This is a genomic window from Synechococcus sp. Lug-A, from assembly GCF_024345655.1.
Classification (GTDB): domain Bacteria; phylum Cyanobacteriota; class Cyanobacteriia; order PCC-6307; family Cyanobiaceae; genus MW101C3.
In genome coordinates this window covers 1-23,344 of the sequence record NZ_JAGQBN010000024.1, presented here as the reverse complement: position 1 = coordinate 23,344, position 23,344 = coordinate 1, and the positions used below count along the sequence as shown (strand labels likewise).

Sequence of the window (23,344 nt, the reverse complement as noted above, 5' to 3'; positions counted from 1 at the left end):
TCGCGGCGATCCTACAGAGGAGAAACCCGGGCTCCTGCAGCGCAGTTGCGCCTCTCAACAACATGACTCACAGCAGCCTGGCCGGTGCCGGTGGGGCAGGCTCGGAGGCCGGCGGGAGCAAGGCGCCGAGCGCATCCAGCAGTTGGTGGGCCACGGCCAGTTTCCCCATCGAAGCCAGCGGGCGCTCATCGGAGCCCGGCCCCAGCAGCCAGCCCCCGTTGGTGGCGGCGGCGAAGCCGGCACCGGGCTGATCGATCGGATTGGCAAACAGCAGATCACAGCCCTTGCGGCGGAACTTGGCCCGGGCCTGGGGCAGCACATCGCCGGAATGGGCCGCGAAGCCGAGGATCCGCTGGCCGGGCCGGCGCTGGCTCACCAGTTGCTGCAGCAGGTCGGGCACCTCCTGCCAGCCCGCCTGCAGGGACAGCGCCAGCTCCTCCTTGCCCAGCTTGGAGGGCAAGGGCGCTGCCCTGCGGTGGTCAGCCACCGCCGCCGCCATGGCGATCGCATCGGCTTCGGGCTGGAGGGTGAGCAGCCGCTGCTGCAGCTCAGCGGCGGTGACCACCGGGTGAAGCTGCAGCCCCTCCAGCCAGGCGGCCTCCACGCTGAGCGGACCATGCACCAGATCCACCTGCGCCCCCCGCAGGCGGGCGGCCTGAGCCAGCAGCACCCCCATCCGCCCCGTGCTGGGGTTAGTGAGGCAGCGGGCCGGATCGAGGAATTCGCGGGTGGGACCGGCGCTCACCAGCAGCCGACGGCCGCGCCAGTCCCGGCTGGCGCCATGCAGGCGCAGGGATTCGAGCGCCAGTTCCAGCAGGGCCGGTTCGGCCATCCGTCCATCGCCCTGCCGGTCGCAGGCGAGCAACCCGGGCTCAGGGCCCAGCGGCAGCACCCCGGCAAAGCTCTGGAGGTCGTGCCAGTTGCGGCGCACCCCAGGGCTGCTCCACATGGCGGTGTTCATGGCGGCGGCGGCGAGCACCGGCGCCTCGGCGGCCAGCAAGGTGCTCGCCAGCAGGGTGTCACCGAGGCCATGCACCCACCGGGCCAGGCTGCTGGCACTCAACGGTGCCACCACCACCAGATCGGCCCATTCGGCCAGTTCGATGTGCAGCGGCCGCGCCGCCTGGTGGCTCCATTGGTCGGCCTCCAGCAGGCAACTGCGGCGGCTGAGGCTGGCCAGCGCCACCGGGCTCACCAGCCGGGTGGCACTGGGGGTGAGCACACAGCGCGTCTCGGCGCCCCGCTTGGCGAGGGCACTCACCAGGCCCGGCAGCTTGACGGCGGCGATGCTGCCACTGATGCCCACCAGGATCCGGCACCCCGCCAGGGGATCAGGACGACTGTCGCCCTCATTCCTCATCGAACGGTTCCTGATCCACCAGATGGACGTAGGGGCGGGCCAGCTCCGGGCGGTGAATCGCCAGCGCCCGCATCAGGTGCCAGTCCTGCAGGCCAGCGAAGGGGGTGGGGTAATCGTCTTCATCGAGGCGGCGGGCCAGCTCGGCGATCGCGGCTTCATCAAAGGCCTCAAGCCGCTCGGGGGTGATCGCTGGGCCAGCGCTTCCCTGCGGCTGGCCGGCGGCCTCGGACGTGGACGGAGCGATGGGGTCGGCCAAGGCAATGGAGACAGATGTCCGGTTTCATTCCATCGCATCAACGGCCTGGCGGCTGCTCGCTGCCTCAACGGCCCTGCCAGCGAACGCCCAGCCGCCCCGGCAGACACCCAGGCGGCAGTGATAGCTTTTCGCCACGGGGAATTAGCTCAGCTGGTAGAGCGCTGCGATCGCACCGCAGAGGTCAGGGGTTCGAGTCCCCTATTCTCCATCGGCTTCTCAGACTTTCAGGCACCCGGTTCAAAGGGGCTCCGCCCCCTGCGGAGATAGGCGTAGACGTAAGACAGCTTTGCTGCAGCAGCCCATCAGCCCTCTCCTCCCGTTCTGCCAGAGCCAGGAAGCCACCGAGGCCGCCATCGATGAGAGCCGGGCCATGCCGGCGAATGCAAAGCGGAGAGCCGGCACCCCAAAGCGATGAGGTGATGAGCCGTTGGTGACCGGACGGTTCGATTCATTGGCTCTGTGAGCTGGCGGTGGGACAAGCAGGATCACAGCGCCCGAAGCAGGCCCGCCTGGCTGACGGGAGCGAATCGACCAACGGGAGCGGATCAGCCAAGAGCGGAAAGGCTGGGCACGGAAAGGCTGCGCGCGGAAAGGCCGAGATGGGATCAGGCGCTGGCTTCTGCCTGAGCGACCGACGCTCTAGAAGTCGGCGTAGATCTTCTGAAAGGCAGCGAAGGTTTCCTGGTTGTTCATTCCAGCCACGGCGACCACGATCGTGCCGATCTTGCTGCTGCAAGAGACATTCAGGGTCATCGGCAAGTCTGCGTGAGCGGCGTAGAAATCGGATTTGTCTACCACTTCATGCTCGGATGTAAATCCATGCTTGTTGGCGAGCATGGTGGCCCGTTGAACACAGCCTTCAACTGACTTGACGCCCAGGATGGCATCTGCGTACACATAGGGGACTGCCAAGGCCGGAAGTGGAAGGGCGATGGCGGAGGCCGCCAGCATGGCGCAGGGCGCCAGCCGTGCCGGGCATCCAAAGACTGACATTGCGTTCCGTGAACTCTGTACAGCTTACCCGGGCTAAAAAGATGCAACAAAGAATGACAACAATCCAACGCATTGAGCAGCGACCCATGCGCATGGAGCAGCGCGAACCATGCCGTGAATCAGCCGCGCACCATCTGCAGACATCACCCCATCAGAGTGGTCGGGCCCATGGATTCACAGATTCATCCAACAGGCGAAGAATCCACGGCAGGCGGCCACCTGCCCTCTTCCCCCGTCTCCACCGGTGGAGGGCGGCTCACGGACTGAGCAACTCCTGCACTGAAGAAGAGATCTCGCTCCTCAGGGAAGTTCAGCGCGGGGCGCCAAGCACCTGCCAGAGATCATCCTCTGCTTCTCACGAGCGGGAGCCGTTCAAGCCTCACGGTCGGGAAGTCTTCAGGTCTCACGTGGGAAAACCCTTCAAGTCTCACGCACCCGAGGAGCTCAGCTCTCGCGGGGGAAAGCTCTTCAACTGTCTCAAGGGCAGCGCTTCAACTCTCGTGTGCTGAAGCCGCTGAACTGGTGCTGGCATCGAGCAAGCCGGAGAGGGCGGCCTGATAGCTGTCACGGTCAGCGGGGTCGCCCACAAGCGTGATGGCACCGCTGTCGGGCCACCAGTTGAGGCGGAGGTTGGTCTGCTTTTCGTCGAAGACGAACATCTCGTACGCCCCCTTGTGCTCCCAGTGACCGGGATGGTCGAGGCTGGTGACGATGGACTTGAGCTCGTCGAGGCTTCCGTGAAACTGCACGCAGGGGGCATCCGATCCGCCCACTCTTGCAAAACGGCTGTCTCCGGCCTGTTGCCTATGCGACCTGACGCCAGGCCTCCCCTGCCGATGCGATGGGCCGCAAGGCCTCCCCGCAGGCCTCCCCACATCCTCCAACGACTGACCTGAACCATGGACTGGACCAGCGACGCCGAGCAGAAGCTCAAGGAAGTGCCCTTCTTCGTGCGCCCCGCCGTGCGGCGACGGATCGAAGCGCTGGCGCAGGAGGCGCAGCTCAGCACGATCGATCTCACCTTCTACGACGAGGCACGAGCCCGCTTCGCGCGCCGCTGAGCACGCCAGTTTCCGTGCCACCGACGGTGCGGCAGGCACGGCTGGGGGTCCTGCTCCGGCTCAACCCTTGCCTGGCCAGCGGGTCAGGGGGGGTCGATAGGGTAAAAGGGAGCTCAGCATCCTGCCTCCCGCCTCCATGTCGCAGTCAAAGCGAGAACAGGTCGTCAGCCATCTCCGCTACATCCGTCAGGAATTGCGCGAAATGCACCAGGGCGTCATGGAAGACGGCCTGCTGCCCGAGGCCGGCGAGGTGCGCGGCGTGATGGCGCAGATGGAAGCACTGCTCGAACTGCTCGAGGGCAAGGGCGCCCGCAAGAACAAGGACGGCGACGGCTGAGGCCGGCGGTCCCTTGACAGCACCGGCTGTGGGTGCATCTTGCCGGGACGCGAAACCATCGGTTGTCTGGGGCCGTTCCCATCCCCCTGGCCCGGGCCCTGCCCGGGCCTTTTTATTTCAATCCCCTATGGATGGCGTTTGGGGGTACCCCCCACACCAGAAATGGTGTAAAAAGTGTTCGGCAGTTGTCCGGGCCAGGTGATGGGGATCGCCAGCCGTTGCTCCTGCCACCCTCTTCCGTGACCCGCCTGCAGCAGACCAGGCTTCATCGCCAGATCGGTCTGGCCGGTGAACGGCTGCAAGGTTGGGCCCACAATCCCTGGCGCCGGCTGTCTCTGCAGGTGATCACGCTGCTGGGCGGCTTCTTCATGGGGGGCTCGGTGGGCATGCTCATCGGCGCCCTCTCCTATCTGGACCCGGTCGCCGCCCTGGCCAGCGTGGCGCTGATGGAGCTGTCGGTGCGCACCCGCCGCGCCCTGCTGCAGCAGAGCGGCGACCGCCTCACCCTGCAGCTGATCGATGCCGCCCGTACCGGCTTCCTCTACGGGCTGTTGCTGGACGGTTTCAAGCTGCTGTGAACGGGTCGGGTTCAGCGGCAGCCAGCAGATACAACAGCGCCATGCGGATCGGAATGCCGTTGCGCACCTGCTCTTCCACCAGGCAGCGGCTGGGATCATCCAGCAGCGCACCGCTCAGCTCCACGCCACGGTTCACCGGCCCCGGGTGCAGCACCGGCACCGGCTTGCCGCACAACTCCAGCCGCCGGTGGCTGATGCCGTAGTGGCGGTGGTAGGTGTCCAGACTGGTGAGCAGGTGCTGGTGCATGCGCTCCTGCTGCAGGCGCAGGGTCATCACCGCATCGGCGCCCGGCAGGGCCTCCTCCAGCTGACGCGCAATGCGGATCGAGCCGCGCCGCTCCACCGGATCGTGCGCCTGGCCCGGCGGCGGTGCCTGCACGAAGGCCGCGAAGCCATCGGGCAGCAGCGTGGCAGGACCGCAGAGCACCACATCAGCGCCGCAGGCGGTGAGCGCCCACAGGTTGGAGCGGGCCACGCGGGAATGGAGCACATCCCCCACGATCACGATGCGCTTGCCGGCCAGGGCAGCGGGTGTGGGCGCCGTCGGCTCGAACCAGCGGGCGAGGGTGAGCAGATCCAGCAGGCCCTGGCTGGGATGGCTGTGCAGACCATCGCCGCCGTTGAGCACCGCCACCCGCTCGCCGCTGCGGTCGAGGGCGCGGGCCATGGCGGCGGGTACAGCAGCGCAGGCATGACGCACCACCAGCACGTCGGCGCCCATGGCCACGTAGGTGCGGGCGGTGTCGAGCAGGCTCTCGCCCTTGCTCAACGAGCTGGAGGCCGGTGAGAAACTCTGCACATCAGCTGACAGCCGCCGGGCAGCCAGCTCGAAGCTGCTGCGGGTGCGGGTGCTGGGCTCGAAGAACAGGCTGGTGACCAGACGGCCCTGCAGGGCCGGCAAACGCCGCGCGCCGCTGGTGGGCAGGGAGCGGAAGCGCTGCGCCAGCTCCAGCACGGTGGCGAAGTCGGCGAGGGAGAAAGCGGAGAGATCAAGCACATGGCGGTGGCTCCAGCGGCTCATGGCAGCCCACCCGGTGTGGCCATCGCGGCGGGGCAGAAGGCCACCGCCGGCCGAGGCGGGCGATCGCCCCGCGCGCGGCGGCTGATGCTGCGACTGGCGCGCAGATACCAGCGCCAGGGCAACTCCTGGGCCTGGGAAATGCCGATGCGGGTGGTGCACACCATCGGGTCGTCGCCCGCCTGCTCACAGCCCTGCCACCAGCGCTGGAGCGCCTCCGGGCGCGGCGCGATCCAGGCCCCCTGCGGCGGTGCCAGCAGCTGGCGGTCGTGGCAGCGGTTCAGCCCGAAACGCCGCGCCAGCAGAGCGGGGCCGGCAGCGATCCGCTCGGCCTCGCCCGGCAGGGCCACGGCCCTGAGCAGGACCCCACTGGCGTAGTCGTCGTGTCCTGTGACCACATTCACGCAGTGATGCAGGCCGTAGGTGAGATACACATACAAGCGGCCCGGCGGGCCGAAGAGGGTGTCGTTGCTGGGGGAACGGCGGCGGTGCCCATGGCAGGCGGGTTCACTCTGGCCATAGGCCTCGGTTTCCACCACCACCCCCCAGACATGGCCGCCACCGGGCAGGGCGCGCACCAGCAGACAGCCCACCAGATCGGGGGCCACCTGCTCGGCCGGACGGGCGAAGGCGTTGAGCGGCAGGCCGGCGCCGGCCGCAGCGGGCAGCCGGTGATCGCTCGCGCACACGGCTGCGCCCGCCGGGTCGCCACCCGCCAGACTGGCGCAGGCGGGGGTGGTCACAGTCCCTGCCATTCGTCCGATCGGCTCCTTCCCTTGTCCAGCGCTCTCTCCAGTTTCAACCTCGGCACCGTGCTGCTGGCCGGCAGCGGGCTGTTCGTCCTGGCCACGCTCTACTTCGGCACCCGCGGCGGCTTCTACGACACCGACGATTACGACGGCAACGGCACTGCCCACTGAAGTCGAGCCAGCGGGCGTTGTGCCTGGGCAAACCCGCCCAGCCGCGTTCAGCCCTGGCTGTGCAGCCGTTCCGATTCCGGGCAGTCGTCGGCGGTTTCCAGATCCTCCGCACTGCCGCTGCGGCTGAACGAGGCCAGCCGGGTGCTCACCGCCCCGATCGATTCCAGCCGCACGCTCTCCTCCCAGCTGTGGCGCTCGTCGTCGTCGGCCATGTCGTAGCGGAGGGTGACCAGATCGCCCACGATCTCCACCACGGTGGCCTGCTCGATCCAGCGCTGCTGATCCCGCAGGAACACCCACACCGGGCGTTTCTCGCTGCAGAACTGATCCAGCTTGCGGTGCAACATCACCCTCCCGGCCAGCGCCGGACGAGGCCGGGTCAGGCCCGGTTGGCTTCGATCCTAGAGATGATGCACGGGTCACTTTCATGCGGCGGCCGCGCCGCCTTTCGCCGGTGAGCACCACGTCCCCCCCTGCACCGGCCACGGCGGGCAGCCCCGCCGTTCCGGGCCCGGTGGCCAGTCATGAGGCGATCCGGCTGCAGCTGCGCAGCTGGCCGGAGGTGGAGGCCTATCTGGAGCGCTGCAAGGGGGTGATCGTGCCGCTCGGCTCCACCGAACAGCACGGGCCCACCGGCGCCATCGGCACCGACGCCCTCACCGCCGAAGCGGTGGCGCTCGAGGTGGGACGCCGAACCGGCGTGCTGGTGACGCCCGCGCAGGCCTTCGGCATGGCGGAGCACCACCTGGCCTTCCCCGGCACGATCAGCCTCCAACCCGCCACCCTGCTGGCCGTCCTGCATGACGTGGTGCTGTCGCTGGCACGGCATGGCTTCCAGCGCATCTTCGTGATCAATGGGCATGGCGGCAACATCGCCACGGCGCGGGCCGCCTTCGCCCAGGCCTACGGCACCGCCGCCGCCCGCGGGCTGCCCCATGCCACCGAGCTGCGTTGCCGGCTGGCCAACTGGTTCATGGCGGGGCCGGTGATGCGGCAGGCCCGGGAGCTCTATGGCGATCGTGAAGGGCACCACGCCACCCCCAGCGAAATCGCCCTCACCCTGCACCTGGAGCCCAGCCTGATCGCCCTGCAGCGCCCCTTGCCGGAAGCGGCGCCGGCGGGCCCGATCCACGGGCCGGAGGATTTCCGCCGCCGCCACCCCGATGGGCGCATGGGCTCCGATCCCTTCCTGGCCACCGCCGCCCATGGCGCGGCCATCCTCGATCAGGCCGCCAGCGCGCTCACCGCCGATCTCGAAGCCTTCCTCAGCGACGGGGAACCAGCCGACTGAACGGGTGGGCGCAGGCTAGGTTCGGCCTCAGATGTGAGCTCCGGTGCGATGAGCAGGATCGACAGCGACGACGTGCGCAAGGTGGCCAAACTGGCCCGCCTGGAGCTGCCTGAAGAGAAGATCGCCACTTACACCAGCCAGCTGGAGCGCATCCTCGATTACGTCGCCCATCTCGAGCAGGTGGACACCGAGGGCGTGCCAGCCACCACCCGCGCAGTTGAAGTGGTGAACGTGACCCGCGAAGACCGGGTGGATCCCACTCCCGTGCGCGAGGAACTGCTGGGGTTGGCGCCGCAGCGCCAGGGCGATTTCTTCCGGGTGCCGAAAATCCTGGCCGATTAGCTTCTTTCGCTCAGCTCACCGTGGAGCGGGGCACAGGGGAAACGGCGGTGCGGTGCAGCAGCGCCAGCACATGACGGCGGGCACGGGGGCTGGGGAAGAGCGCGGCGATCGGGCGCAGGCGACTGCGGCGGCGCTTGTGGCTGCGGATGCCGCAGAAGATGTCGTAGAGGAAATTGATGCCGTCGTGGCGGGTTTCAAACAACCCCAGCCGCTGCGGTGAGCCTTTGGATTCGAGCAGATCCTGGGTGGCGCGATAGGCGTCCTGATACTCGAACCAGGGAATCGAGGGCCAGAGATGGTGAACCAGGTGATAGTTCTGGCCCATGATCAGCCAGTTCATCACGCGACTGGGATACACCCGGGCGTTCTGCCAGCGGTTGCGCGAAAGGAAGGGGCGGTGAGGCAGATAGTCGAAGAAGAGGCCCAGTGTGACACCCACCATCAGCGCCGAAGCGAACCAGACGTTGAGCACGAACGGCAGGAAGTTGAAGCGGATTGAAGCAGCCACGATCGTGAAGAACAGGGCCCGGGCCAGACCCCACTCGAGCAACTCCCAGCGCCGCCAGAGGCGATGGCGGAAGAAGAACACTTCGTGATAGAAGAAGCGCGGTGCAATCAACCACAGCGGCCCGAACGTGGACACGATGTGGTCGGGGTCGCGCTTGGGATCGTTCACATGGGCGTGGTGCTGAAGGTGCACCCGCGTGAACACCGGAAAGCTGAAGCCCAGCAGCAGCGCCGCGCCGTGGCCCATCACCGCATTCCAGAAGCGGTTGGGATGGGCGGCGTTGTGGCAGGCATCGTGGATCACCGTGCCCTCCAGGTGGAGCGCAAGGAAACCGAGCAGCAGCAGCACCGGCAACGACCAGTTGCCCACGAACCAGCCCCAGATGCAGAGCCCGGCCAGGGCGTAGCCCGCCAGAAACAGACCCACCGTGGGATTCCACGGCTCCGGCGGGTCGAGATACATCTTCGGCACCGACTGCCGCACAGGAGCCGTGCTGGCAGAGGCGGCATGCTGTTCAGGCGGGAGGGCCAGAGCTTGTGTCATCCCCTGATCCGACGCCCTACTGGCAATGGTGAGCCCTCACCTTACGGGGAAACCGAAGGAAGGGGCGACTCGCCCCGCGGCAGCACCAGCTCCACCAGGGCACCACCGGCTGGATGGTTGCGAGCCTCCACCCGACCGCCGTGGGTGAGGGCAATCTGCTGCACGATCGCCAGGCCGAGGCCGCTGCCGGAGCGGCGGCTGCGCACCCGTGAGGGATCACCGCGGTAGAAGCGCTCGAACAGATGCTTGAGGTCGGTGTCGCTGAACCCACAGCCGCGATCGCGCACCGTGAGCTCCCACCACTGCCCCGTGCCGCTGATTTCCACGTCAATCGCGGTGCCGTCGGGGGTGTAGCGCAGGGCGTTATCGAGCAGGTTGAGCAGAGCCCGGTGCAGGCGGCTCCCATCCCCCCGCAGCGGCGCGCTTGGGCAGGCCGCCAGATCGAGGCTCACGGCGCGCTGGTCGGCCAGGGGGCGCAGGCTGCTCCAGGCCTCTGCCAGCAGGTCGCGCAGGTCGAGGCAGCGGTAGCGCTCGTCATCGCCGGGGAGGCTGTTCTCCAGCCGCGACAACTCCAGCAGGTCCCCCACCAGCTCCCGCAACCGCTCCAGCTCACGTTGCAGCCGCTCGATCAGCACGACGTTGGAACGGGTGGCCTGGGCGGCCAGGCTGTCGCCCACCAGCAGCAGGGCCGTGAGGGGCGTCTTGAGCTCATGGGCCACATCACTCACCCAGCGGCTCTGTTGATCAAGCTGGGATTCGAGCGAGCGGCGGCTGCTGAGCCACACCGCCATCCAGCCGTCCTCTCCGGGCAGGAGGGTGGCTTCCAGCGGCTCGGTCCCGAGGCTCCACTCCACCCGCTGGGCCCGCTCCAGCCGGCGGGAGCGCTGGACTGCCTCCTCCAGCTCGGGTGAATGAACCAGCTGGCTGAGCTCTTCGCCACGCAACAGCGAATCGGCGGGCAGCTGCAGCAGATACTCAGCCTTGGTGTTGATCGCCTGGATGGTGCTGGCCCGATCGAGGGCCAGCCAGCCGTGCGGGGCCGCATTCAGCCAGGCGAGCAGCTGGGAGCGGCTGAGCGGGGGTACCGCCAGCGCACGGGCCTGAAGCGAACGGCGCCGCCAACTGGCGGCCGCCCGGGCCAGGCCCCAGCCGATCAGCATGCCGAAGGCCAGGGTGAGCAGAGACCTCACGGGAACACAGCCCTCAACCGAAGCGGTAGCCGAAGCCTCGCACTGTGAGGATGTGTTCGGGAGCGGAGGGGTTGGCCTCCAGCTTTTCCCGCAACCAGCGGATGTGTACGTCCACGGTCTTGGTGTCCACCACGTAGTCGGTGCCCCAGACCTCATCAATCAGCTGGTTGCGGTTCCAGACCCGGCCGGGGTTCTGCATGAAGAACTCCAGCAGGCGGTATTCCTTCGGCGAAAGGTTCACATTCACCCCCTCGCGGGTGACACGGAACTCATCGGGATAGAGGGTGAGACCCGCATGGCTGATGGCGGGGCGCACCGGAAAGCGCTCGGACGGGCCCTGGGAGCGGCGTAGCAGGGCGCGGCAGCGGGCCACGAGTTCACGCAGCCCGAACGGCTTGACCAGGTAATCGTCGGCGCCGAGCTCAAGGCCAAGCACCCGATCGGTTTCGGTGTCACGGGCGCTCACCATCAGGATCGGTGTGTGGGCATCGCTGCGGCGCAGATGACGGCACACATCCAGGCCGCCCACACCAGGCAGCATCAGATCCAGCACCACCAGATCAAAGCCACCGCTCGACGCCTGCTGGCGGGCATCGATCTGGTTGATCGCCTGACGGCCGTTGGAGGCACACACCACATCGAAACCTTCATGGCGGAGTGCCTCTTGAAGGGTGGTTCTGATGCCTTCATCGTCATCGACGATCAGCAGCCGTGGCATGGGGGTTCCGGCCCAGGGGGCATCCTGGGCTGAAGCTAGGCCAGGCTCCTGCCGGCTCATCGGCGCTTGGGCAGATGGCTGATCACCAGATGGCGCTGCCCATCGATCTGCAGCCAGCCCTCTTCACGCAGCACGCCCAGCACGCGGGTGACGGTGACGCGGGTGGTGGAGAGGGCGCTGGCCAGTTCCTGATGGGTGAGCCGCAGGTTCAGCCGCAGGCCGGTGTCGCAGGCCTGGCCATAATCCTGAGCCAGCAATTCCAGGAAGCCGCGCACCCGTTCTTCAACGCGCCGCAGCCCCAGCAGCGACAGCATGGTTTCGGCCTGGCGGTAGCGCGACACCAGGGCCTGCATCATCGCCATGGCGAGATGGGGGGACTGCTCGATCTCAGCGCAGGAGAGGCAAAGCAGATCGGAATCGCAGATCGTGTAGGCGCCATAGGCCTGCACATTGGTGAGCGGCTCGCCGAAGGGTTCGTTGGGGCCGGCTAGGCCGAGCAGCAGTGCATCGCCGTGCATGGTGACGGCCTCAAGTTTCACCATGCCGCGCACCACCAGCCAGATGCTGTTCTTGATCAACGGCACACCGCTTCCGGCGGTGACGTGCAGCAGATTGCGGTTGCGATAGCTGGTTTCGAGGATGTCTCGAATGGCGCCGCTGCGGCCGGCATCACGGAAAGGTGTCGAAACCATGGCCATCACCCGGGGACACCATTGAGCGTATGGAGGACTACCGACAACGAGGCAAAGGCCGGATAAGCAGTCGGTTAAGCAGCGGCTAAGGCCCCGGGCGGCGAGCAAGGCACAAGGGCTGGGGCGCCCCCAATCGGGTGCAATGGTTCAAAGAGGCTGCGGGTCAAGACAAGTTCAAGACCAAGATCAACGCCCCTCAAAAAGAAAGGGGGGCCGAAGCCCCCCTTGCGGTTGGGGAAGGCCGAGATGAGCCTTCCCGCTTGCGAACGCCTGAATCTGAGGATCAGGAGCCGATGTTGGCGATGGCCTTGCGGGCGCTGTTGAGAATGGCGCCGCGCAGGGGCACATATCCGAGGTCGTCGGCCTTGCCCTGGGCGGCAGGGCTGAGCAGATGGGTCATGGCCGCACGGATCGAGCTGGCCTTGGCGCCATTGCCCTTGCGGTACGCCAGCACCCAGGTGAGGGTGGCGATGGGGTAGCTGTCAGCGCCGGCCGGGTTGGGTTCTTCACCCGCCAGCATGGAGTTCAGCTTGATGTTGTTGAGGGCGGCGGCGCCACTCTTGAGGTTGGGGAGCACGAACTTGCCCGCCTTGTTCTGGACGGCAGCCGCGCGGATCCGGCCCTTCACGAACGCCTGGTTGAGGTAGCCGATCGAGCCGGGGGTGTTCTGGATGATGCCAGCCACGCCTTCGTTGCCCTTGCCGCCCACACCGACGGGCCACTTGACGGCTTTGCCTTCACCCACGCGGCTCTTCCAGGCCGGCGAGAATGAGGACAGGGAGTTGGTGAACGCGAAGGTGGTGCCGGAGCCGTCGGAGCGGTGAACCACGGAGATCCGGCCGGGCTTGCAACCCAGTTGCTTCCAGTCGTTGATCACGCCCAGGAAGATATCTGCGGCCTGCCGCTGGGTGAGCCTCAGGTTGCAACCGGGCTGGTTGAAGGCGATTGCAATCGTGCCACCCACAGTGGGGAACTGCACCACGCCACGGCTCACCTTGGCAGCATCAGCGGCGCTGATCGGCTCATCGGTGGCACCGAAATCAACGGTGCCAGCGATGAATTGGCGCACACCTGCGCCGGAACCAACCGACTGATAATTGACCCTGGTGCCACCACCAGCGGCGAGATCAGCGAAGGCACGTTGGTAGAACGGGGCCGGGAATGTGGCGCCAGCTCCATTCAGTGCGGTCTGTGCTGTGGCCGCCGCACCGACGCCAAGAACAGCAAGAGAACCAAAAACCAGGGCCTTCTTCGCGAAGGTCATTGGAGCAGCCGATTGAAAGACTCCTGATAGTTAGCAGCGCCAGATGACCAGGCGTGTAATGGAATGGTTAAGAGCCTGTCAAGATCAGAGAGGAATGGAACATTCTCGGCGCGAACGGGCTGTTCATGAACGAAACAACAGATCAAATCGTGTAGAGAGCAACTCCCGCCTGCAGGCCAAGCTGTCTCCGCCGGCCACGCCGGCAGCGCCTGCCCGCACCCTCCTCCGGACACACCCCTCCCGTTCATGTCCCAGCTGCAGCAACCCTTCGAGCCCCTGCCGCCGCCGCCCGAGGCCGAGGCACTGATCGAAGTGCCGGTGGCGGAGCTGCAGCCCACCCAGATGTGCATCGGCATGGCGGAGGTGCTGCACCGGCGCGCCGACTTCCGGGGCGAACCCGACAAGCAGCGGCGCAACTACCTGCGGAAGAAGCCGGTGCCGCTGGCGCGCAGCGCCGCTGGCGGCCTCTGGATGGTGGACCGGCACCACCGCCTGCGCGGCCTGCTGGATGTGGACCCCGGGGCCACCGCCTACGGCTACGTGGTGCGTCAGCTCGACCACAGCGACCGACCCTCGGTGCTGCGGGAGTTGCAGGCGCTGGGCTGGCTGTATCTGTTCGACGGCCGCGGCCAGGGCCCCTTGCCGCCGGAGCGGCTGCCCAGCAGCCTGCTGGACCTGCACGACGACCCCTACCGCAGCCTGGTGTGGAAGCTGAAGCGGGAGGGGGTGATCGAGGCGGCCCCCCTGATTCCCTTCCATGAGTTCCGCTGGGGGGCCTGGCTGCGTAGCCGTTACCTGCCACCGTTCACCTCCCTGCGGCTGGAGCCGGCCCTGCCGGCCGCCCGCGCCCTGGCACGCTCCCAGGCCGCCTCGCGGCTGGCGGGCTGGAAAGGCTGAGGGCTGAGGGCTAGTAGCTGATCACGCAGCAGCTGGCGGAACCCGGTGCAGGGGATTCCCAGGCTTGACGGCGTTCTGCAGCCGGTCGCGGTCCGCGAGGGCGAAGTCGTGTGCCCGCTCCCGGAAGGCGGCGGTGACGGTCAAGACCAGCACGGCGCTTCCAGCCACGGCCGGGAGCGCCAGCCGTCCTGTGCCGACCACCGCCGGTGTGGCATTGCGAACAGAACCTTGGCGGGTTGGGGGAAAGCCGGGAGCGTGCCAGGGGGAAACCCACCCTGGAGGAATCGGCCAGCGCCCATACGGTGAAGGGAATGGCGGTCAGGCATGCAGAGCCACGGGTTCGGCTTCTACGTGGTGGTGTTCTTCGCGGTGATCGTGCTGCGCTACTTCCTCGTGGCCGGAATCTCCCATCTGCTGTTGTACCGATCGGAGCCGACGGGCGCCGCGGCGATCATGGCCCCAGCGGCTTCGTCGCAGCCTCCGGCGATCGGCCGCCGCCCCTCGCGCCGCTGGATCGGCCATGACATCCGGCTCTCGATGATGTCGGCGGCGATCTTCGCACTGGCCACCGCCGCGATGATGACGGCCTACAACCATGGCTTCACCCTGCTATACGACGGCACCAGCATGCGTGGCCTGCTCTATGCCGCGTTCAGCTATGGCGCCGTGCTGATCCTGCAGGACGGTTATTTTTTCGCCACCCATCGGTTGTTCCATCACCCTGCCCTGTTCGCGCGCTGGCATCAGGGTCATCACCGATCGCCGTGCCCTACACCCTGGACCTCCTTCGCTTTCGATCCGGCCGAAGCGGCGGTCCAGGCGGTGTTCCTCGTGGCGATTGTGTTCGTGGTGCCCCTCCATGTGGTGACCCTGCTGGCGGTGCTCACCACCATGAGCGTGTGGGCGGTGGTGAACCACCTCGGCCTCGATCGCCTGCCCGGTTCATTTCCGCACCACTGGCTGGGACGCTGGGTGATCGGCCCCCAGCATCATTCGCTCCACCACCGCAGGCACAGCGTTCACTTCGGTCTTTATTTCACGTTCTGGGACATCCTCTGCGGCACCCAGGATCCTGTCTATAGCAGGGAACTGAGCCCTCGTCCAGAGCCATCATGCCCAGTGTCGCCAGGGACCAGCTAAGCGAAGACGCTCCATTTTCGGGCTCGGTCATACGATGTTGCCGCTGGATCGCAGCTTGAATTGGCCACCCACTTGCAGAGGCATACCCTTCGATTGCTATGTTGAAGACGTCTTCAGGCGCATCCGAACATGCTCACTGGATCTGATTTGCTGGCCAAAGTCAAGGAGCTTGGCGATGCCTCCAAGTCTGAGCTCGTCCGCAGCTGCGGTTATCTCAGCACCAAGAAGGACGGCACCGAGCGGCTCAACTTCACGGCCTTCTACGAAGCTCTGCTGGAAGCCAAAGGCGTGAGCCTCGGCAATGGCGCGGGCTCACCGGTCAGCAAGGGCGGCCGCAAACTCAGCTTCGTGGCCACCGTGCAAGGCAATGGCAACCTGCTGGTGGGCAAGGCCTACACCGGTCTGCTCGATCTCAAACCCGGCGATGAGTTCGAACTGAAGCTGGGCCGCAAGCAGATCCGCCTCGTGCCGGTCGGCGGCGACGACACCGACGAAGACTGATCGTCGGCCCTGAGCGATCAACCCTGGGCGAAGGGTGTTGCAGCCAGTTGCTGGCGCAGCCGATCAATTGACCGACCGGTCCTATCGTGCTGCGCCACCCAAACGAGCGGGCACAGGATCAACGAGAAGCCCAGGGTGAGCGGGACCAGTCCCAGCGCCCACAGGATGCATCGGTCACCGCAGAGATAGTGCACCCGCTGGTGCTCGTTGATCATTCCGTACCGCCGGGCGGCCATCACGATCGCCTGTTCTTCTTCCGTCAGTCCCATCGCCAGGGGGCTCTTGAAGGCGCAGAACTGTTGTAGAGGCCCAGGGTTGAGGTTCCGTTAAGGCCGCCAAGCCGGAGCACCCGTCAGGGTTTGTGACACCACAGGCGGTTGTGTCGACCGTCACGGCGATGGACTGGACCGGGTGGTCCCGTGTGCGGCGCGGCCAGTTGTTGTGTTGGCGTGTGTGTGGTGCCCGGTTCCGTGGTGCCGGTCACCGGCAGCGCGCGGGGAAGGGGCCTGGCTGCTCAGCTGTTGTCGGCTCGTTCGATCGGCGCCAGGCTGCGCAGATAGCGCTTGCGCTGCCCTGAAGCCCAGGGCTCGTCGATGCGCGTGGACAGGGCGCCGTCAGGGTCGGCTTCAGGACCGGCCGGCTCAGGCCCGGCCAGGGATCGGGGAAGCGACTTGTTCATGACGACACATTAAGGAGGCGGCTGGCAGGCCGTTGGTGCGCGGCACAGCCAAACGCATGTGTCAGCGAATGCCAAGCGATCCGGCGGCTCAACCTACGGGAGGCACGATGGTGAAACCCCCTTGCACCAGCCGGCGCCGAGGCCGAACTCCCCCGACTGATGCTGTTTCACATCCGCCATCGCCTCGATTACAGCTACGACCATCCGGTCTTCCTTGAGCCGATGACGCTGCGGCTGACACCGCGGCAGGACGCGAGCCAACGTCTGCTGTGTCACAGCCTGCGCATCCTGGAGCCCCCCCTGGGCCAGGCGAGCATCGTGGAACCCGACGGCAGTGATGCCGTGGTGCTGTGGTTCGGTGAGAAGCGGCAGTCGCTGGTGATCGAGGTGGAGTCGGTGGTGGAGACCCTGCGCGACAACCCGTTCGCCTGGATCGTCACCGATGCCGGTGCTCAGCACCTGCCGGCGCACTACCAACCGGGGGAAGCCGCCTCGCTGGCCCCCAGCTGCGGCGGAGCCGTGGCGGAGCCGGTGCGCAGCTGGGCGGCCGAGCTGGCCGCCGGTGCCCAGCACCACACGCTCGATTTCCTCACCCAGCTCACCGACACCATCCACCTCACCTTCCATCACGTGGGCCGGCCTGACGGTGAACCGCTGCCCGCCAGCGACTGCCTCACCAGCCGCTGCGGTGCCTGCCGTGACACGGCGATGCTGTTCGTGGAGGCCTGCCGCAGCCAGGGGCTGGCGGCGCGCTTCGTGAGCGGCTACTCGATGCACCACCCCCCGGAGGTGAGCGAGCAGGAGCTGCATGCCTGGGCGGAGGTGTACTTGCCCGGCGGAGGCTGGCGTGCCTACGACCCGAGCCTCGGTCTGGCCGTGGCCGACGGCCATGTGGCGATCGCCGCCGCCCCCGACCACCAGCTGGCCGCACCGGTGTCGGGCACCTACCGCGGCACCGGCATCGGTTCCAACATGGGTTACACCGTGCGGCTGCGGGCGGCGGCAACCGCCGCGGAGCTGAACCTGCCGCCAGCCGATGCCTTCCCTGGTGGCGGCGCTTCGCTTGGCGAGGGGGCCGCGATCCGTTGAGCCTTTCCTCCACCCTGCCCTCCCAGCTGCACCGCCTGGCCGCCTTCACCGACCGCGCCGATGGTGGCAATCCGGCCGGGGTCTGGATGGGCGAGACGTTGCCGCAGGTGGAGGCGATGCAACGTCTCGCCACGGCGGTGGGGTATTCGGAAACCGCGTTCCTCACACCAGACCACGGCGACCAGTGGCAGGTGCGCTACTTCAGCCCGGTGGGGGAGGTGCCCTTCTGCGGCCACGCCACGATCGCGGCCGCCGTGCTGCTGGCGGACACCGGAGCCGGCCGGAGTTTCGTGTTTCAGACCCCGGTGGGGGCGGTGCCGGTGCAGGTGGAGGAGCAGGAGGGCGTGCTGCAGGCGTCGCTCACCTCGGTGGAACCCCGCCAGGCGCCGGCCTCTGAGGCCCTGGTGGCCGGGGCACTGGAGGCCCTGGGCTGGCAGGCGGCGGAGCTCGACCCGGCCCTGCCAGCGGTGAAGGCCTACGCAGGCGCCTGGCACCTGGTGCTGGCCGCCGCCACGGCCGAACGCCTGGCCCAGCTCCACTACGCCTTCCAACCCCTCAAGGCGCTGATGCTGCGCGAAGACCTGCTCACCCTGCAGCTGGTGTGGCGCCAGGACCGCCAGCTGTTCCACAGCCGCAACCCCGCTCCGGTGTGCGGGGTGGTGGAGGATCCGGCCACCGGCTCGGCCGCTGCCGCACTCGGCGGGTACCTGCGCGCCGCTGGCCTGGTCGCCGTGCCCACCACGCTGCAGATCCGCCAGGGCGAGGCCATGGGCCGGCCCAGCCAGCTGCGGGTGACGGTTCCGCCCACCGGCGGGATCGTGGTGAGCGGCGGCGCGGTGCGCCTGCCTTGAGCGGGCGGGGCCTGGGTCTGGAGCTGGGTATAGGCCTGGGTCTGGGCTTGGTGATCGCCGGCGGCACCGGCAGCGCAGCAGGCACTGGTGGTGCTGGGCCCACTGCCCACTGCGAGGCGCTCCGGGCCGCGCTGGAGCAGGTCCTGCGCCAGGCACTGGCGGCGGAAACGGCCTTGCTGTCGCGCACCCGCCGCGAGATCTGCCCCGACCTGGAGGCGCCCGCTGAGGCGCCGGCAGTGGTGCCGCCAGTGGCCGGGACGTCCAAGGCCGCCGGGGCTGGCATAGCAGAGGCCCCGGCGATCGATTTCGGTGCCCTGCGGGCCTGCCGGCAGGAGGCCGAGCGGCAGGTGCAGAGCCGCTGGCCCCTGCTGTATACCGATCAGGCCCGTTTCCGCTACTTCACCCCCGCCGGGGCAGCCCTGGCTCGTGAGGCAGATGCCCTGCGGCAGCGCCGTGCGGCGGCGGGCTGCCTGCTCGGCTCACGCCCAGGCCGCCGGGTCGAGGAAACCGTCCAACGCACAGGCCGCCACCAGCACCTGTTCGTTGCTGGGATCGAGCGGGCCGGCCAGCAGTTCGGCGCTGCCGAGCACGGCACCGGGCGGTAGGGCGCTCTGGTCGGGGTCGTAGGCGGTGGGGTGGGTGACGCTGCTCGAGAAACCGCGAAAAATCAGCAGTTCAAAGGGCTCCCAGGCAGAGGTTTGAGCAGCAGAAGCCTCGTTTTCAACAGCGGCCCCCGTTTCAGCAGCGGCCTCCAGTGCCAGGGGCAGCTGCCCGCGCAGGCGCAGGACGCGGTCGGGGTGCTCGCGGCTGATCTGCTCAAGGCGCTGCAGCAGTGACGACGGGCCCGGCCCCATCAGAAACCGCCCGCCACCCGGCCGAAGCGGGGCAGCCGCACCAGCAGCCACTGCAGCATCCCCACCGCATAAAAGGCCAGCGCCAGGTAGCCGAAGAAGGCCGTGAGCCCTGGGGTGAGCTGCCCGCCGAACACGAAGCCGAACACCCGCACGGCCACGGCGTGCAGCTGCCGGGGCGCCTCCAGCCACACCTGGCACACCGGCCGGTTCACCCCACCCACCAGGCAGGTGAGCGCCGTGACGCTCAGCATCGCTGCCGTAACGCCGTAGACGGTGAGCGCCCAGCGCCAGGCCCGCACGGTGAGCGGCAGGGGCCGCCAGGGGGGCAGGTCGTCGAGTTCCTCGTTGAGATCCACCCAGAACCACACCGCCACCACCACCAGCAGCTCGGCCACCAACGCCAGCACGTAACCCAGCGGGCGGGCATCGATCAGCAGCAGCACGGAGATGCCCAGCAAGCTGGCCACCCTCCAATAAATGGAGAGCAGACGCACCAGTGCGCCTTCCCGCCGCGCGACGGCCCACACCAGCAGTACGAACGGAAGCCCGAGGGCGAACACCACCGCCAGGCGGTAATCCAGCCAGACCAGGGTCCGATAAAGCAGATCTGGCACAGGGGCGGTACGGGAAGCGCCATTATCCGTAGTCGTGCTCCGGCAGTAGGGTCCAGTCCATGGCTGCGCTTTCCCTGCCCTCCTGGCTCAAACGCGGTGAAGCGCCGGCCTCGTGCCAGACGGCCCTGTCCCGTCAGCCGTCCCTGGAAGCCGCTGTCGAGGAAGTGGCGAAGGCCCTCGGCAACCGTGGCGCCAACGATCTGGCCCTGGTGTTCTGCTCCACCAGCTACGCCAGTGACCTGCCACGCCTGCTGCCGCTGCTGCGCAGCCGCCTGAATGCACGCCACTGGATCGGCTGCGCCGGCGGTGGAGTGGTCGGCACCGATGCCAGCGGGCAGGCGCGGGAACTGGAGCAGCAGCCGGCGTTGAGCGTCACCCTGCTGCGGCTGCCGGGGGCCGATCTGCAGCTGTTCGAGCTGGATCCGGCCTCCCTGCCCGATCTCGATGGCGACAACCTCGACTGGATCAACTGGGTGGGCGCCGACCCGGAGCGGGCCCGCTCCATGCTCCTGTTCGTGGATCCCACCTGCCAGAAGATCAACGATCTGATCAGTGGCCTGGATTACGCCTACCCGTCAGCCGCCAAGGTGGGCGGCATCGCCGGCCACCACAGCGCCGAACACGGCTCGCTGCTGTTTGACGGCCGCGTGCTCACCGGCGCGGTGGGCTGTCTGATCGGCGGCGCCTGGAGGCTGGATCCGGTGGTGGCCCAGGGCTGCCGGCCGATCGGGCCGGTGTTCGAGATCGAGCAGGCGGAGCGCAACGTGGTGCTGCAGCTCAGCTCCGGCGCGCAGACCAACAGCCCGGTCAACTGCCTGCAGGGGATCCTGCAGTCGCTCACGCCGGCGGAACGGGAGCAGGTGCGCCATTCGCTGTTCCTGGGCGTGGCGCGCAGCAACTTCAGCCTTCCCGGTGACAGCAGCCAGGCGGAGCCCACCGCCTTCCTGGTGCGCAACCTGCTGGGCGTCGACCCGCGCAACGGCGCCGTGGCCGTGGCGGAAAAACTGCGGGTGGGCCAGCAGGTGCAGTTCCAGCTGCGCGATGCGGCCGCCTCGCGCCAGGAACTGCGGCAGTTGCTGCGCCGCCAGGCCCGTACCGACGACGCGCCCCTGGTGGCGCTGCTGTTCGCCTGCCTGGGCCGCGGCGAAGGCCTCTACGGCCAGCCCGATGGCGACGTGAGCGTGTGCCGCGAGCAGTTCCCGCAGGTGCCCATCGCCGGGGCCTTCTGCAACGGCGAGATCGGCCCGGTGGCGGGCACCACCCACCTGCACGGCTACACGGCCAGCTGGGGCTTCCTGGTGCCCAACCACGACGACGACGGCGTGCCCTCCGCGGCGGCCCGCGCCGAGGGCTGAGCCTTGGTGCGTCAGCACGTCAACCCGCTCAGCCGGGTGCACCAGCAGCCGCGGCCGTTGCCGCCGCTGCTGGAGCTGTTCGCCCAGCCCCAGCTGCCGCTCCATCTCGACATCGGCAGCGCCCGAGGCCGCTTCCTGCTGGCGATGGCGCCGCTGCAGCCGGGCACCAACTTTCTTGGGGTGGAGATCCGCCGGGTGCTGGTGGAGGCCGCCGAGCACGACCGCCGCAGCCTGCAGCTCGACAACCTGCGCTTTCTGTTCTGCAACGCCAATGTGAGCCTGCTGGACTGGCTGGCGCAGCTGCCGCCGGGCCGCCTGCAGCGGGTCACGCTGCAGTTCCCCGATCCCTGGTTCAAGAAACGGCACCAGAAGCGGCGGGTGCTGCAGCCGGCGCTGGTGGCGGCCCTGGCGGCGGCCTTGCCCCCCGGCGGCGAGCTGCTGCTGCAGAGCGATGTGGAGGCGGTGATCGTGCCGATGGTGCAGGTCACCGAGGCGAGCGGGTGCTTCGAGCGGCCCGCCGAAGACCCGCGGCCCTACCGCCCCACGAACCCGCTGCCGGTGGCCACCGAGCGGGAGCAGCACGTGCTGTCACTGGGGCTGCCGGTGTACCGGGTGCTGTACCGGCGCAACGGCGCGGCCGCACCCGATCCGGGGGGGCTGGAGCAAGCCGCCTGCCGCACCCATAATCCGCCCACGCCCGGCGCCTGAATGTCTTCCACCTCCCCCACCGCCCTGGGCCCCGCCAGCGGCTCCGTTCCCTGGCTGCTGCGCTGGCAGGGCCTGCTGGCGGGCTGGGCAGCCGGACCGCTGGGCCGTCGCCTGCCGCTGCTGGCCGGCCTGGTGCTCTGCGCGCTGATGGCCGGGCTGCCGCTGGTGACCCGCACCGGCCTCAGCCTGCTGATCACGGCGGCGGGACTGCTGTGGCTGCTGTGGGCGCTGTGCACACCGGCGGGGCGGATCGGGCCGATCAGCGGCTGGCTGCTGGTGATGCTGGGCGTGTCGGTGCTGGCCACGGGCTTTTCGCCGGTGCCTGCAGCGGCGGCCAACGGGCTGATCAAGCTGCTGAGCTATCTCGGGGTGTACGCGCTGATGCGGCAGCTGCTGGCCACGGCGCCGCCCTGGTGGGACCGCATCACGGCCTGCCTGCTGGGCGGCAGCCTGCTGGTGAGCGTGATCGGCATCCGCCAGCTCTACGCCGATTCCTCCGCCCTGGCCCGCTGGTCGGATCCCAATTCGGTGGCGCAGGGAACGGTGCGGATCTACAGCACGCTCGACAACCCCAACCTGCTGGCCGGCTACCTGCTGCCGATCCTGCCGATCGCCGTGGTGGCGCTGCTGCGCTGGCAGCGGCTGAGCGCCCGGCTGTTTGCGCTCACCACCGCCGTGCTCGGCAGTGCGGCCCTGGTGCTCACCTACAGCCGCGGTGGCTGGCTGGGCCTGGTGGCCGCCTACGGGGTGCTGGCGGTGCTGCTGCTGCTGCGCTTCACCCGCCACTGGCCGCTGTTCTGGCGGCGCGTGTTTCCACTGCTGCTGATGGTGCTGGCGGGGCTGGTGCTGGCGGTGGCGATCGCCAAGGTGGAGCCGCTGCGGGTGCGGGTGATGAGCCTGGGCGCCGGCCGGGAGGACAGCTCCAACAATTTCCGCATCAACGTGTGGATGGCGGCGATCGAGATGATCAAGGACCGCCCCTGGCTGGGCATCGGGCCGGGAAACAGCGCCTTCAACCTGATCTATCCGCTGTACCAGCAACCCAAATTCAACGCGCTCAGCGCCTACTCAATCCCGCTGGAACTGGCGGTGGAAGGTGGCATCCCCGGCCTGCTGGCCGGGCTGGGGCTGCTGGTGGCTGGTGTGCGGCTGGGGCTGACCCAGGTGCGTGCCAACGGCCACCAGGCCCTGCCGGCCCTGGCAGCAGTGGCCGTGATCGCCGGCCTGGCCGTGCAGGGGGTCACCGACACGATTTTCTTCCGACCGGAGGTGCAGCTCAGCGGTTGGTTCTGCCTGGCCACCCTGTCAACGCTGCCGGCCGCTGCCCGAGCGGATGGCTGAGGGCCGCATGAATGGCGGCGAGCCGCCCGCCCTGCTGGCCGGCTTCGATGCCGGCCAGACCCACACCACCTGCCGCCTGGCGGCAGTGGATCCCGGCGGCGGCTGGCGGGTGCTGGCGGAGGGCCAGGGGCCGGGGGTGAGCCATCTGGAGGCCGCCGGCGGCGAGGAGCGCTTCGGCGACGCCCTGCGCACCAGCCTGCAGGCGGCCCTGGGCGCGGCTGGGATGGTCGGGGCGCCGCTGGCG

Annotated in this window: 31 protein-coding genes, 1 tRNA gene and 1 pseudogene; 16 read left to right on the top strand and 17 right to left on the bottom strand. The window is 68.3% G+C overall.

From position 1 onward, the window contains the following. Positions 1–67 precede the first annotated feature (67 nt). Together coaBC and KBY86_RS14285 are read right to left on the bottom strand one after the other, a co-directional pair. Positions 68–1,360 (bottom strand): bifunctional phosphopantothenoylcysteine decarboxylase/phosphopantothenate--cysteine ligase CoaBC, encoded by a 1,293-nt coding sequence (gene coaBC / locus KBY86_RS14290; RefSeq protein ID WP_255141612.1) that lies wholly within the window; start codon positions 1,358–1,360, stop codon positions 68–70. Then, positions 1,350–1,547 carry a DUF2555 domain-containing protein gene (locus KBY86_RS14285; protein ID WP_198948334.1) on the bottom strand — a complete coding sequence of 66 codons (198 nt, stop codon included), beginning with the start codon at positions 1,545–1,547 and terminating at the stop codon, positions 1,350–1,352. The genes coaBC and KBY86_RS14285 overlap by 11 nt, the downstream gene beginning before the upstream one ends. 204 nt (positions 1,548–1,751) lie before the next feature. Here KBY86_RS14285 and KBY86_RS14280 point away from each other — a divergent pair. Further along, positions 1,752–1,824: transfer RNA gene (locus KBY86_RS14280), tRNA-Ala, on the top strand. 431 nt (positions 1,825–2,255) lie between these two features. On the opposite strand, the gene KBY86_RS14275 is transcribed toward KBY86_RS14280, so the two are convergent. After that, a complete protein-coding gene (locus KBY86_RS14275) occupies positions 2,256–2,567 on the bottom strand; it encodes a hypothetical protein (RefSeq protein ID WP_094514899.1) in 312 nt (103 codons plus the stop codon). Positions 2,568–3,100: 533 nt separating this feature from the next. Next, positions 3,101–3,358, bottom strand: a complete 258-nt coding sequence (locus KBY86_RS14270) for a hypothetical protein (RefSeq protein ID WP_255141611.1) — start codon at positions 3,356–3,358, stop codon at positions 3,101–3,103. 150 nt (positions 3,359–3,508) lie between these two features. Here KBY86_RS14270 and KBY86_RS14265 point away from each other — a divergent pair, with 150 nt between their 5' ends. From KBY86_RS14265 to KBY86_RS14255, 3 genes are all read left to right on the top strand, one after another. Further along, positions 3,509–3,670: a PCP reductase family protein gene (locus tag KBY86_RS14265; RefSeq protein ID WP_094514906.1), complete on the top strand. Its 162-nt coding sequence runs from the start codon at positions 3,509–3,511 to the stop codon at positions 3,668–3,670. A gap of 136 nt (positions 3,671–3,806) precedes the next feature. Then, positions 3,807–4,007, top strand: a complete 201-nt coding sequence (locus tag KBY86_RS14260) for a hypothetical protein (RefSeq protein WP_094514908.1) — start codon at positions 3,807–3,809, stop codon at positions 4,005–4,007. A 239-nt stretch (positions 4,008–4,246) separates the two neighbouring features. Beyond that, positions 4,247–4,585, top strand: a complete 339-nt coding sequence (locus KBY86_RS14255; protein ID WP_311134152.1) for a DUF565 domain-containing protein — start codon at positions 4,247–4,249, stop codon at positions 4,583–4,585. Here KBY86_RS14255 and KBY86_RS14250 read toward each other — a convergent pair. Together KBY86_RS14250 and KBY86_RS14245 are read right to left on the bottom strand one after the other, a co-directional pair. Next, positions 4,572–5,606: an aspartate carbamoyltransferase catalytic subunit gene (locus KBY86_RS14250; protein WP_255100669.1), complete on the bottom strand. Its 1,035-nt coding sequence runs from the start codon at positions 5,604–5,606 to the stop codon at positions 4,572–4,574. The two genes, KBY86_RS14255 and KBY86_RS14250, sit on opposite strands and share 14 nt — an antisense overlap. Continuing rightward, positions 5,603–6,292: a DNA-3-methyladenine glycosylase gene (locus KBY86_RS14245; protein ID WP_255141609.1), complete on the bottom strand. Its 690-nt coding sequence runs from the start codon at positions 6,290–6,292 to the stop codon at positions 5,603–5,605. Before KBY86_RS14245 ends, KBY86_RS14250 begins: the two co-directional genes overlap by 4 nt. 87 nt (positions 6,293–6,379) lie before the next feature. Between KBY86_RS14245 and KBY86_RS14240 the strand changes: the two genes are divergently transcribed. Continuing rightward, a complete protein-coding gene (locus KBY86_RS14240; protein ID WP_198948333.1) occupies positions 6,380–6,523 on the top strand; it encodes a hypothetical protein in 144 nt (47 codons plus the stop codon). 47 nt (positions 6,524–6,570) lie between these two features. Here the strand turns inward: KBY86_RS14240 and KBY86_RS14235 are convergent, their stop codons facing one another. After that, positions 6,571–6,870 (bottom strand): DUF6679 family protein, encoded by a 300-nt coding sequence (locus KBY86_RS14235; protein WP_094514923.1) that lies wholly within the window; start codon positions 6,868–6,870, stop codon positions 6,571–6,573. A gap of 80 nt (positions 6,871–6,950) precedes the next feature. On the opposite strand from KBY86_RS14235, the gene KBY86_RS14230 reads away from it, so the two are divergent. Beyond that, entirely contained in the window at positions 6,951–7,814 is an 864-nt protein-coding gene (locus tag KBY86_RS14230) for a creatininase family protein (RefSeq protein ID WP_255141608.1), read from the top strand. Between the two features lie 48 nt (positions 7,815–7,862). Next, positions 7,863–8,156, top strand: coding sequence for an Asp-tRNA(Asn)/Glu-tRNA(Gln) amidotransferase subunit GatC (gatC, locus tag KBY86_RS14225; RefSeq protein WP_255141607.1), 294 nt, complete (start codon positions 7,863–7,865; stop codon positions 8,154–8,156). 10 nt (positions 8,157–8,166) lie between these two features. Here gatC and crtR read toward each other — a convergent pair whose 3' ends face one another. The 5 genes from crtR to pstS form a co-directional block, all read right to left on the bottom strand. Then, complete coding sequence (crtR, locus tag KBY86_RS14220) at positions 8,167–9,207, bottom strand: beta-carotene hydroxylase (protein WP_094514934.1); 1,041 nt, start codon at positions 9,205–9,207, stop codon at positions 8,167–8,169. A gap of 41 nt (positions 9,208–9,248) precedes the next feature. Beyond that, positions 9,249–10,397, bottom strand: coding sequence for a cell wall metabolism sensor histidine kinase WalK (locus KBY86_RS14215; protein WP_255141605.1), 1,149 nt, complete (start codon positions 10,395–10,397; stop codon positions 9,249–9,251). A 13-nt stretch (positions 10,398–10,410) separates the two neighbouring features. Continuing rightward, complete coding sequence (locus KBY86_RS14210; RefSeq protein ID WP_255100663.1) at positions 10,411–11,115, bottom strand: response regulator transcription factor; 705 nt, start codon at positions 11,113–11,115, stop codon at positions 10,411–10,413. 56 nt (positions 11,116–11,171) lie between these two features. Continuing rightward, a complete protein-coding gene (locus tag KBY86_RS14205; RefSeq protein ID WP_094514993.1) occupies positions 11,172–11,807 on the bottom strand; it encodes a Crp/Fnr family transcriptional regulator in 636 nt (211 codons plus the stop codon). A 283-nt stretch (positions 11,808–12,090) separates the two neighbouring features. Then, on the bottom strand, positions 12,091–13,071 hold the full coding sequence (pstS, locus tag KBY86_RS14200) for a phosphate ABC transporter substrate-binding protein PstS (protein WP_255141604.1): 981 nt from the start codon (positions 13,069–13,071) through the stop codon (positions 12,091–12,093). Positions 13,072–13,317: 246 nt separating this feature from the next. Between pstS and KBY86_RS14195 the strand changes: the two genes are divergently transcribed. Continuing rightward, positions 13,318–13,968, top strand: a complete 651-nt coding sequence (locus KBY86_RS14195; protein WP_094514953.1) for a ParB-like protein — start codon at positions 13,318–13,320, stop codon at positions 13,966–13,968. Between the two features lie 21 nt (positions 13,969–13,989). Here the strand turns inward: KBY86_RS14195 and KBY86_RS14190 are convergent, their stop codons facing one another. Next, positions 13,990–14,112 (bottom strand): hypothetical protein, encoded by a 123-nt coding sequence (locus KBY86_RS14190; RefSeq protein WP_255141603.1) that lies wholly within the window; start codon positions 14,110–14,112, stop codon positions 13,990–13,992. Between the two features lie 180 nt (positions 14,113–14,292). Between KBY86_RS14190 and KBY86_RS14185 the strand changes: the two genes are divergently transcribed. Together KBY86_RS14185 and KBY86_RS14180 are read left to right on the top strand one after the other, a co-directional pair. Next, entirely contained in the window at positions 14,293–15,108 is an 816-nt protein-coding gene (locus tag KBY86_RS14185; protein ID WP_255141602.1) for a sterol desaturase family protein, read from the top strand. 129 nt (positions 15,109–15,237) lie between these two features. Continuing rightward, positions 15,238–15,609, top strand: coding sequence for an AbrB family transcriptional regulator (locus KBY86_RS14180; RefSeq protein ID WP_094514962.1), 372 nt, complete (start codon positions 15,238–15,240; stop codon positions 15,607–15,609). Positions 15,610–15,626: 17 nt separating this feature from the next. On the opposite strand, the gene KBY86_RS14175 is transcribed toward KBY86_RS14180, so the two are convergent. Next, complete coding sequence (locus tag KBY86_RS14175; RefSeq protein ID WP_255141601.1) at positions 15,627–15,878, bottom strand: hypothetical protein; 252 nt, start codon at positions 15,876–15,878, stop codon at positions 15,627–15,629. 245 nt (positions 15,879–16,123) lie between these two features. Beyond that, positions 16,124–16,288 carry a hypothetical protein gene (locus tag KBY86_RS14170; RefSeq protein WP_255141600.1) on the bottom strand — a complete coding sequence of 55 codons (165 nt, stop codon included), beginning with the start codon at positions 16,286–16,288 and terminating at the stop codon, positions 16,124–16,126. A 159-nt stretch (positions 16,289–16,447) separates the two neighbouring features. Between KBY86_RS14170 and KBY86_RS14165 the strand changes: the two genes are divergently transcribed. Together KBY86_RS14165 and KBY86_RS14160 are read left to right on the top strand one after the other, a co-directional pair. Further along, positions 16,448–17,377 (top strand): transglutaminase family protein, encoded by a 930-nt coding sequence (locus tag KBY86_RS14165; protein ID WP_255141599.1) that lies wholly within the window; start codon positions 16,448–16,450, stop codon positions 17,375–17,377. After that, entirely contained in the window at positions 17,374–18,228 is an 855-nt protein-coding gene (locus KBY86_RS14160; protein WP_255141598.1) for a PhzF family phenazine biosynthesis protein, read from the top strand. The genes KBY86_RS14165 and KBY86_RS14160 overlap by 4 nt, the downstream gene beginning before the upstream one ends. 479 nt (positions 18,229–18,707) lie before the next feature. Here KBY86_RS14160 and KBY86_RS14155 read toward each other — a convergent pair whose 3' ends face one another. Both KBY86_RS14155 and KBY86_RS14150 read right to left on the bottom strand, forming a co-directional pair. Further along, complete coding sequence (locus tag KBY86_RS14155; protein WP_255141597.1) at positions 18,708–19,082, bottom strand: hypothetical protein; 375 nt, start codon at positions 19,080–19,082, stop codon at positions 18,708–18,710. Beyond that, positions 19,082–19,696 carry a DUF3177 family protein gene (locus tag KBY86_RS14150; protein ID WP_255141596.1) on the bottom strand — a complete coding sequence of 205 codons (615 nt, stop codon included), beginning with the start codon at positions 19,694–19,696 and terminating at the stop codon, positions 19,082–19,084. Before KBY86_RS14150 ends, KBY86_RS14155 begins: the two co-directional genes overlap by 1 nt. Before the next feature lie 59 nt (positions 19,697–19,755). Between KBY86_RS14150 and KBY86_RS14145 the strand changes: the two genes are divergently transcribed. The 4 genes and pseudogenes from KBY86_RS14145 to KBY86_RS14130 all read left to right on the top strand — a co-directional run. Next, complete coding sequence (locus tag KBY86_RS14145; protein WP_255141595.1) at positions 19,756–21,051, top strand: FIST N-terminal domain-containing protein; 1,296 nt, start codon at positions 19,756–19,758, stop codon at positions 21,049–21,051. Between the two features lie 6 nt (positions 21,052–21,057). After that, a complete protein-coding gene (trmB, locus tag KBY86_RS14140; protein WP_255141617.1) occupies positions 21,058–21,759 on the top strand; it encodes a tRNA (guanosine(46)-N7)-methyltransferase TrmB in 702 nt (233 codons plus the stop codon). Then, positions 21,760–23,100: an IctB family putative bicarbonate transporter gene (locus KBY86_RS14135; protein ID WP_255141594.1), complete on the top strand. Its 1,341-nt coding sequence runs from the start codon at positions 21,760–21,762 to the stop codon at positions 23,098–23,100. It abuts the gene before it with no gap. Further along, positions 23,093–23,344, top strand: a pseudogene (locus KBY86_RS14130) (N-acetylglucosamine kinase); the annotation flags it as partial. The gene KBY86_RS14135 and the pseudogene KBY86_RS14130, both read left to right, overlap by 8 nt.